The sequence below is a fragment of the Glaciimonas sp. GG7 genome (genome assembly GCF_052976905.1).
Genome location: NZ_JBRIIQ010000144.1, coordinates 1 through 7,089 on the forward strand (window position 1 = coordinate 1; position 7,089 = coordinate 7,089).

Below are 7,089 nucleotides of genomic sequence, written 5' to 3' on the forward strand. Positions count from 1 at the left end.
TGGTCTTTGCGTATCACAACGTTGGCGTGCGCTGTCTGAAGGTATTACTGGCACGACAACGGTGGCGCGCACGCTGGGCTTATCGACCGCGCAGGTGTATCCGGTTTCTGCGCAAAAAGGTTTAGTGGCGAAGATTAATGCCGAACACGCATTATTGAAAAAAAGTCGTTTGCCTGTGCTGGAGAGCGCCTTGGCCCACGCTTTGATTCCCGCAAAACGCAGCATTATCAGTGCCCAATTACTCGCCGATATAACGCCGCTGATGCAGGCAAAACAAGCCAACCTTAACTTGCGCATACGCAATACGCTGGAGCAATTACAAGAGCTCAAAAGTCTGCGCGGTAAAAATAAAAATATCGTCAGTTACATGATGAAACGCATTGATATTGAGAAAAAAGAATTTAACGAAAGTCTGGTGAAGTTACAGGGAACACGCACGGTATTTGCGCGGCTCTCTTTCGGTGTATTTGAGACGCTCGGTATGGGCGTTCTGAAAGAAGAAATTCGTATGACGCGCGTGGCGATGGAAGACAGTATTTTTACCGCTGGCCTGCGTTCGGCCGTGAAGACTTTTTTTGATCAGGCACAGACCAATCTGGCTGACTCCGGCAAAAAAACGGATGAAATCGCCGCGATGATGTCGATTATGTACCGTAAGTTTTCGACTGAGCATGGCTTGGCGTTGTCGACCCCTATGCCTTTTTCGCTCGATAAATATCGTCAGGAAATTAGTCTGATTGAAGCCGCTTACCGGCGTCAGTTTGGAGCGGTCACCTTGCTTAAAACTAGCCAGGTCGTATTAATGCAGCGATTTTTTGAGGCCATTGCTTCGCGCGTCAGAATGAGTTTTCTGCAAGCGAATCGTGATGTTGATGCATGGTTAAAAGTGGTGATGGCACCACTGGAAGAACAAATTCGCACGCATAAATTACAGCTTAAGCAGCGTCTGGAAGCCATTGAGCGTGTATACGAAGCGGTTGGCAGTCTGGAAGAAAAAATTCAAAGCATCGAAACCTTGTACGCGCAGCTTGAGGCGCACAGAGTGACGCTGAATATGCATGAAGAGGCGCTGAAAAATGCGCTTGAACCGGAGTTGGAATTGTTGAAAGTTGCGGCGTAAATGAAACGTGTTTTAAGTAGTAACAGTGTTGTTGCCAATATTAAAAAAAATAGTAGGGGGGCTCATCCCATCGAGGCGTCGGACGTGTTATTTGTCGACTCGTCGTTTTCGGACGCTGTCATTGACTGGCAAAAGCAGCATGGACGGCACGCTTTACCTTGGCAAAATACACGCGATCCGTACCGCGTCTGGCTCTCTGAAATCATGCTTCAGCAGACCCAGGTGACCGCGGTCATTCCTTATTATCAAAAATTTATGTCACGCTTTCCAACGGTGGAAAGTCTGGCCGCCGCACCGAGCGAAGAGGTGATGGCGCATTGGGCCGGGCTGGGTTATTACACCCGGGCGCGCAATCTGCATCGCTGCGCGCAGCGTGTGGTGGCGGAATATGGCGGCGCTTTTCCCCGTGATCCATTGTTGCTCGAAGATCTTCCCGGAATAGGCCGCTCCACCGCTGCTGCCATCGCGGCATTTTCTTACGGCGTGCGGGCAGCTATTCTGGATGGAAACGTGAAGCGCGTATTTGCGCGTGTATTCGGCATCAACGGTTATCCCGGTGCCAAGCAAATCGAAGAGCCAATGTGGCGTCGGGCGGTGGCTTTGTTGCCCGAGCAGGGGGTGGAATCGTATACCCAAGGGCTGATGGATCTGGGCGCGACGCTGTGTACGCGCAGCAAACCTGCTTGCCCAACTTGTCCCTTGGCGCAGCGCTGTGTGGCGCTGGCAGCGGATCGCGTGGCAGAGTTGCCGGTGCGTAAACCGAAGAAGGCGATTCCAGAAAAACAAACCGGGATGTTGGTGATCGTGGACCGCAATCAGGTGCTGCTGGAACAACGACCGGATAGCGGTATTTGGGGTGGATTGCTGTCGTTGCCGGAGTTTGATATGGGGCAGGATATTGCGTCATCGGTAATGCGTGTGACGGCTCCCTTTGGGGTGGTTGCTTCATGCGAGCCGTTGCAAACTTTCTTGCACGTTTTTACGCATTTTAAATTGCAGATTTCCCCTTTTGAAATCAAGCTTGCACGCCGTCTTGAGATGGCGGCGCAATCGTCGTATGTTTGGTATGCCGCCGATAAGTTGGCGGATGCACCGTTGCCAGCACCGGTGAAGAAATTATTGCTGGCAATGTTCCGTGAGGCCGATCTTTTTAGTCCTGCTTAGCTCAGTTTAGCTGGCGATGGCGGCGCACTACACGCTCGCTAACCTCAAAATGCTTTGCCAGATGTTCGACCATATAGACCGAGCGGTGTTGTCCGCCGGTGCAACCGATGGCGACCGTTAGATAGCTGCGATTATCCTGTTTGAATGAAGGCAGCCATTTGGCGATGAAGGCGGTGATGTCATTGAGCAGGTCGGCGACCATCGGCAACTCATCAAGGAAGTCGATCACCGGTTGGTCGCGGCCATTGAGCGGGCGCAATGCCGGATCGTAGTGCGGATTGGGCAGCATGCGCACGTCAAACACCAAATCTGCATCAAGCGGCACGCCATGTTTGAAGGCAAACGATTCGAACAGCAAGGTCAGCGGCGCATGTTCAGAATCGACCAGGCCTTTGATCCAGCTACGTAGTTTGTTGGTGCTTAAATCAGAGGTGTCGATGATATGACCAAGGCCCTCGATCTCGACCAACAATTCGCGTTCATTGACGATGCATTCGGTCAGTGTCAGGCGGTCCGATGGATTCTGGCCGGGACGCAGACGATGCGAGAGCGGGTGACTGCGGCGGGTTTCGGAAAAACGGGCGATCAATGCTTCAGTCTGGGCGGTCAGGAAAATAACCTTCACGTCGTGACCTTCGGCCCGTAATTGTTGAATATCGGAAGGCAAACCAGCCAACGAATCAGCACTGCGGGCGTCCGTCGCCACGGCTAGCATTTGCACCCCTTCATTGATCCTGGTGGCAACTAATTCGCGTAAAAGTGTTGGCGGTAGATTGTCTACACAAAAATAGCCGGCATCTTCAAGAACGCGTAAAGCGACTGATTTGCCGGAGCCGGAAATGCCTGTGATAAGAATTATGCGCATGCACAAATAATACCGCAACATTGTTTTATGGCACGAAAGTGACGAGAAAAATCTAAAAAACAGAATGTATCTTCTGTGTAGGAAGAACTATCGCATTCAAAATTGAGATTGTTCTTGGGGTAAAAAATCCCGGAGTACGGTCCGGGATTTTCTGACGCGATTTTAGTAAGTATCGCTTTCGCTATCCATCACGGCGCGTTGACGGGCAATGAAGTCTTTTAAGGTGTCGATTCCGCGCAATTGCAGGATGGTATTGCGTACCGCCGCTTCGAGCAGTACCGCGATATTGCGTCCAGCGGCGACTGGAATGATGACTTTGCGTACTGGCAAGCCCAACACATCGTCGAAATGTGCATCGAGAGGCAGGCGCTCATAGTTTTCTTCCAGCGTGGCGCGGCGCACTAAATGGACGATGAGTTTCAATCGCATTTTGCGACGGACGGCGGTTTCGCCGAAAATGGTCTTGATATCGAGTAGTCCCAAGCCACGTACTTCGAGTAAGTTTTGGAGTAGCGGCGGACAACGTCCTTCAATCATATTGGGCGCAATGCGCGCAAATTCGACAGCGTCGTCAGCCACCAAACCGTGACTACGCGAAATCAACTCCAAACCAAGCTCGCTTTTCCCCAGGCCGGATTCTCCGGTGATGAGCACGCCGACGCCGAGTACATCCATGAAAACGCCGTGCATCGTGATGCGTTGCGCCAATTTTTTGGATAAATACACTCGCAAATAGTCGATTACTTGCGCGGCAGGCAAGGGCGTCGAAAATAAAGGAATGTTTTTTTCGTCGCACACATCGAGGATATCCGGCGGCGTTGCCAGCCCTTGGGCAATAATAAATGCCGGTGGCGCACCGGCGACTAACTCGGAGGTTTGATAGGCGCGCGAGGTCTCGGACAGACGTTTGTAATATTGGGTTTCTTGATGACCAAAAACCTGAATCCGTCCAGGGTGGATTAAATTCAAATGGCCAACTTGATCGGCAGCCGAGGCCGCATCGCCGGAAATGAGTCGCTCACCACCAGGAAATCCAGCAAACCAGCCTAATTGCAGCGATTCACGATTATCTTCGTAGAGTTGCTGGATGGAGAGCGGGGTGCTTGAGGGCATAGTGGAGGCCATTAGATGCGGTTGGACGCGGTTTTGGTGCGGTCAATACTACGCGTTGATAATCGTCATTTAGTGGCTAATGTCTTTTATCGTTGCGTATCTTGCGATTTCTTCACGATTTCATCACCAATTTCAGGCATTTTCGGTATTCATAGGCTGCCATGCGAGCAGCCTTGCATGTACTGAAAGCGGATCAGGGTCGGTATTGAGAATATCTCTGAAGGTTGCGCTGGAAAACATTTCGGCAACTTCGGAGAGTGTCTCCAGATGTTGTTGGGTGACGTGGTCCGGAACCAGCAAAAATACCAGCAAACTGACTGGTTCCCCATCAGGGGATTCGAATGGAATCGGTTGCGCTAAGCGGACAAAAGCTGCCAACGGAGCTTTCAGGCCTTTTACGCGTCCGTGGGGAACGGCCACACCGTGCCCAAGTCCGGTCGATCCCAATCGCTCACGCGCAAACAGGTTTTCGGAAACGGTAGAGCGGGCAATGCCGCAGTTGTTTTCGAAAATCAGTCCGGCTTGCTCAAAAGCACGTTTTTTACTGGAGACTTCCAGATCCAGAACGACGTTTTGAGTCGGCAGGATTTTTGCAAGATTAGTCATTTTACGAATCAGTTTTCTGCACCATAGGGATGATGTGCGGAATTATAGGCCTGAATCTTGCCGGTAGCACCACCGATTGCAAAGCAGATCGCCAGATGTGCTTGCTAAAGGGACTACATCAGTTTGTGTTCTATTCAATCTCAAAACGTGCAAACAACAACAAAACGTCACCGTTGCCTTTATTACTAGATAAACGCGGGACGTAGGACGCCATCAATTTAGCTTTTTTAGTACCGAATCCAGCGATCGGCAGTGGCAGGGGAAAAGGAACGCCGCCAAAATAATCCTGACGACTGACCAGCATCGCCGTATAGCCCACGCTCAATTCGAGAGGGGATTTGGCGATAGGGAAGACCCATTCGTAAGCGTAACCAGCCATTAATTGCGGTTTTTTATGCGAGTCAGTGATGCCCAGAAAAAATAGCGATTCGTCATTGCCATCGGCATTACGGAAAGTGCGCCCGGCACCTGCGCCCCACGCTTTCTCATTGAGTTCGTCTATCCGTTCGCGTGTGTAGGTGTTGCGGCCATGATAGGCGTAGCCGGAGATATAGGCGGCATTGGTGCCATTGTCGGCAATATTGCCAAGCCGATCTTTAGTTTGTTGCCACCAGCCGCTGCTGTCGGTAGTTTCTTGTGCGTATGCGGATGGTATTACAGCAGACAGCATGAAAAAAGCTGTGATGGCGGCGATGCCGGAGTATAGAAATTTTCGGGACATATGCATTCGTCAGATAAAAAGTATTCCATATTAAAAAGTAAACATTTTGGCGTAACAACACCTTTCAACAGGCGCTGAGCGGCGTCAATGATCAGAGAAGTGTGTATTTTTTTTACAACTATTTGCGCAAAAAAACTGCGCGCCAAAAAAATTACTGGCGCGCTTGACGGAAGTTTGACGGCGGCGGTCCTGAAAAGTTGCAGCGCCATGGATTGATGTCAAGTCCGCCGCGGCGGGTATAGCGCGCATAGACCGACAATTTTTGAGGAGAACAATGCTGCATGATATCGACGAAGATGCGCTCAACGCATTGTTCGTGAAACTCATTGTGATCGCGGAAACTGATCAAATATTTTAGCAAACCTTCTTGATCGATGGGCGTGCCAACATAGTGAATCTGTACGCTGCCCCAATCAGGCTGTCCGGTGACGAGACAATTTGATTTCAGCAAGTGGGATACCAGCGTTTCATTCACCGGGACGGCGTTCTTGTCGGTGGTGAGTAAGGCTGAGTTGGGTTGATATTGGGTGACTTCGATGTCCAGACGGTCAAGCAGCAGACCTGGGGGCTCTTTAATAACCTGGCGCGAAAATGCGTCCGCCGTGGTCAGCGTAACCTGCACTGGCGAGCCAAATCCCAGCGATAAATCTGCGCGCAATAGCGTCAGTAGCGCCTCACTGTCGGTCAGTTTGGTCTGGTTGAACGAGTTCAGATAGAGCTTGAACGACTTCGATTCAACAATGTTAGGCGAGTCGGCCGGGGCAGTAATAGTAGCGATGGCGACTTGCGGTTTGCCGCGCAGATTGAGCCACGATACTTCGTAGGCATTCCAGATATCGACACCAAAAAACGGCAATGTGCCATGGATACCGATTTCTTCTCGCTTACCCGAGCGCGCAATAGAAAATAGCAGCGTCGGATCGTATTCGGCTTTGTAGGCGGCGGGTTTGCCGAGCGGTGAGAATTCTGGCGTAGTGGGAGTGGTCATGGTCAATTAGGGCTTAAACACAAACACAACATTTTGCCAGATAGCGCCATTTTTGTCGGAAGAAACCGGAAAATCAGGGTTCCGGCTCTACCAAATAGGGCTTTAACCCAAAAATAGCTTATAAACCGGATTGTCGGTCTCGTTCCAATGACGATAGCCAATGCTGGCAAGAAACGCGCGGAACGCTTTCATTTCTTTTTTCGGCACTTGCAAACCAATCAAAATGCGCCCGACATCACCACCCTGGCTGCGATAGTGGAACAAACTTATATTCCAGTTCGGGGCCATGCTATTGAGAAAGCGCAACAGCGCGCCGGGACGCTCGGGAAACTCAAAGCGATACAGCAACTCATCCTGCGCTAACGTACTTTTGCCGCCGACCAAATGGCGAATATGTACTTTGGCCAGTTCATCGTGAGTCAGATCGAGCGTGCTGAAGCCGTGCTTTTCGAAGTTTTTAGATCGATTCGTGCTTGTCCGTGGTACTCGGCATAGAACTACTGAGTCGGAGA

General features: G+C 50.8%; 6 protein-coding genes and 2 pseudogenes. 2 read left to right on the plus strand and 6 right to left on the minus strand.

Features of this window, described 5'->3' with window-relative positions; translation table 11 throughout:
• Window positions 1-1,120: pseudogene (locus tag ACVBEF_RS19780) on the plus strand (GTPase); the annotation flags it as partial.
• Window positions 1,121-2,284, plus strand: a complete 1,164-nt coding sequence (gene mutY / locus ACVBEF_RS19785; protein ID WP_447125632.1) for an A/G-specific adenine glycosylase — start codon at window positions 1,121-1,123, stop codon at window positions 2,282-2,284.
• Between the two features lies 1 nt (window position 2,285).
• Here the strand turns inward: mutY and rapZ are convergent, their stop codons facing one another.
• From rapZ to ACVBEF_RS19815, 6 genes and pseudogenes are all read right to left on the minus strand, one after another.
• A complete protein-coding gene (rapZ, locus tag ACVBEF_RS19790; RefSeq protein ID WP_447125633.1) occupies window positions 2,286-3,149 on the minus strand; it encodes an RNase adapter RapZ in 864 nt (287 codons plus the stop codon).
• A gap of 162 nt (window positions 3,150-3,311) precedes the next feature.
• A complete protein-coding gene (hprK, locus tag ACVBEF_RS19795) occupies window positions 3,312-4,262 on the minus strand; it encodes an HPr(Ser) kinase/phosphatase (RefSeq protein ID WP_447125634.1) in 951 nt (316 codons plus the stop codon).
• A gap of 132 nt (window positions 4,263-4,394) precedes the next feature.
• Window positions 4,395-4,868, minus strand: a complete 474-nt coding sequence (locus ACVBEF_RS19800; RefSeq protein ID WP_447125635.1) for a PTS sugar transporter subunit IIA — start codon at window positions 4,866-4,868, stop codon at window positions 4,395-4,397.
• Between the two features lie 130 nt (window positions 4,869-4,998).
• Entirely contained in the window at window positions 4,999-5,589 is a 591-nt protein-coding gene (locus ACVBEF_RS19805) for a hypothetical protein (RefSeq protein WP_447125636.1), read from the minus strand.
• A gap of 151 nt (window positions 5,590-5,740) precedes the next feature.
• Window positions 5,741-6,577 (minus strand): NADPH-dependent 7-cyano-7-deazaguanine reductase QueF, encoded by an 837-nt coding sequence (gene queF, locus ACVBEF_RS19810; protein WP_447125637.1) that lies wholly within the window; start codon window positions 6,575-6,577, stop codon window positions 5,741-5,743.
• 102 nt (window positions 6,578-6,679) lie between these two features.
• Window positions 6,680-7,089: pseudogene (locus ACVBEF_RS19815) on the minus strand (threonine ammonia-lyase, biosynthetic); the annotation flags it as partial.

Coding starts and splice junctions, on each gene's coding strand:
- mutY (WP_447125632.1), top strand. CDS start 1,121: ATGAAACGTGTTTTAAGTAGTAACAGTGTTGTTGCCAATATTAAAAAA.
- rapZ (WP_447125633.1), bottom strand. CDS start 3,149: ATGCGCATAATTCTTATCACAGGCATTTCCGGCTCCGGCAAATCAGTC.
- hprK (WP_447125634.1), bottom strand. CDS start 4,262: ATGCCCTCAAGCACCCCGCTCTCCATCCAGCAACTCTACGAAGATAAT.
- ACVBEF_RS19800 (WP_447125635.1), bottom strand. CDS start 4,868: ATGACTAATCTTGCAAAAATCCTGCCGACTCAAAACGTCGTTCTGGAT.
- ACVBEF_RS19805 (WP_447125636.1), bottom strand. CDS start 5,589: ATGTCCCGAAAATTTCTATACTCCGGCATCGCCGCCATCACAGCTTTT.
- queF (WP_447125637.1), bottom strand. CDS start 6,577: ATGACCACTCCCACTACGCCAGAATTCTCACCGCTCGGCAAACCCGCC.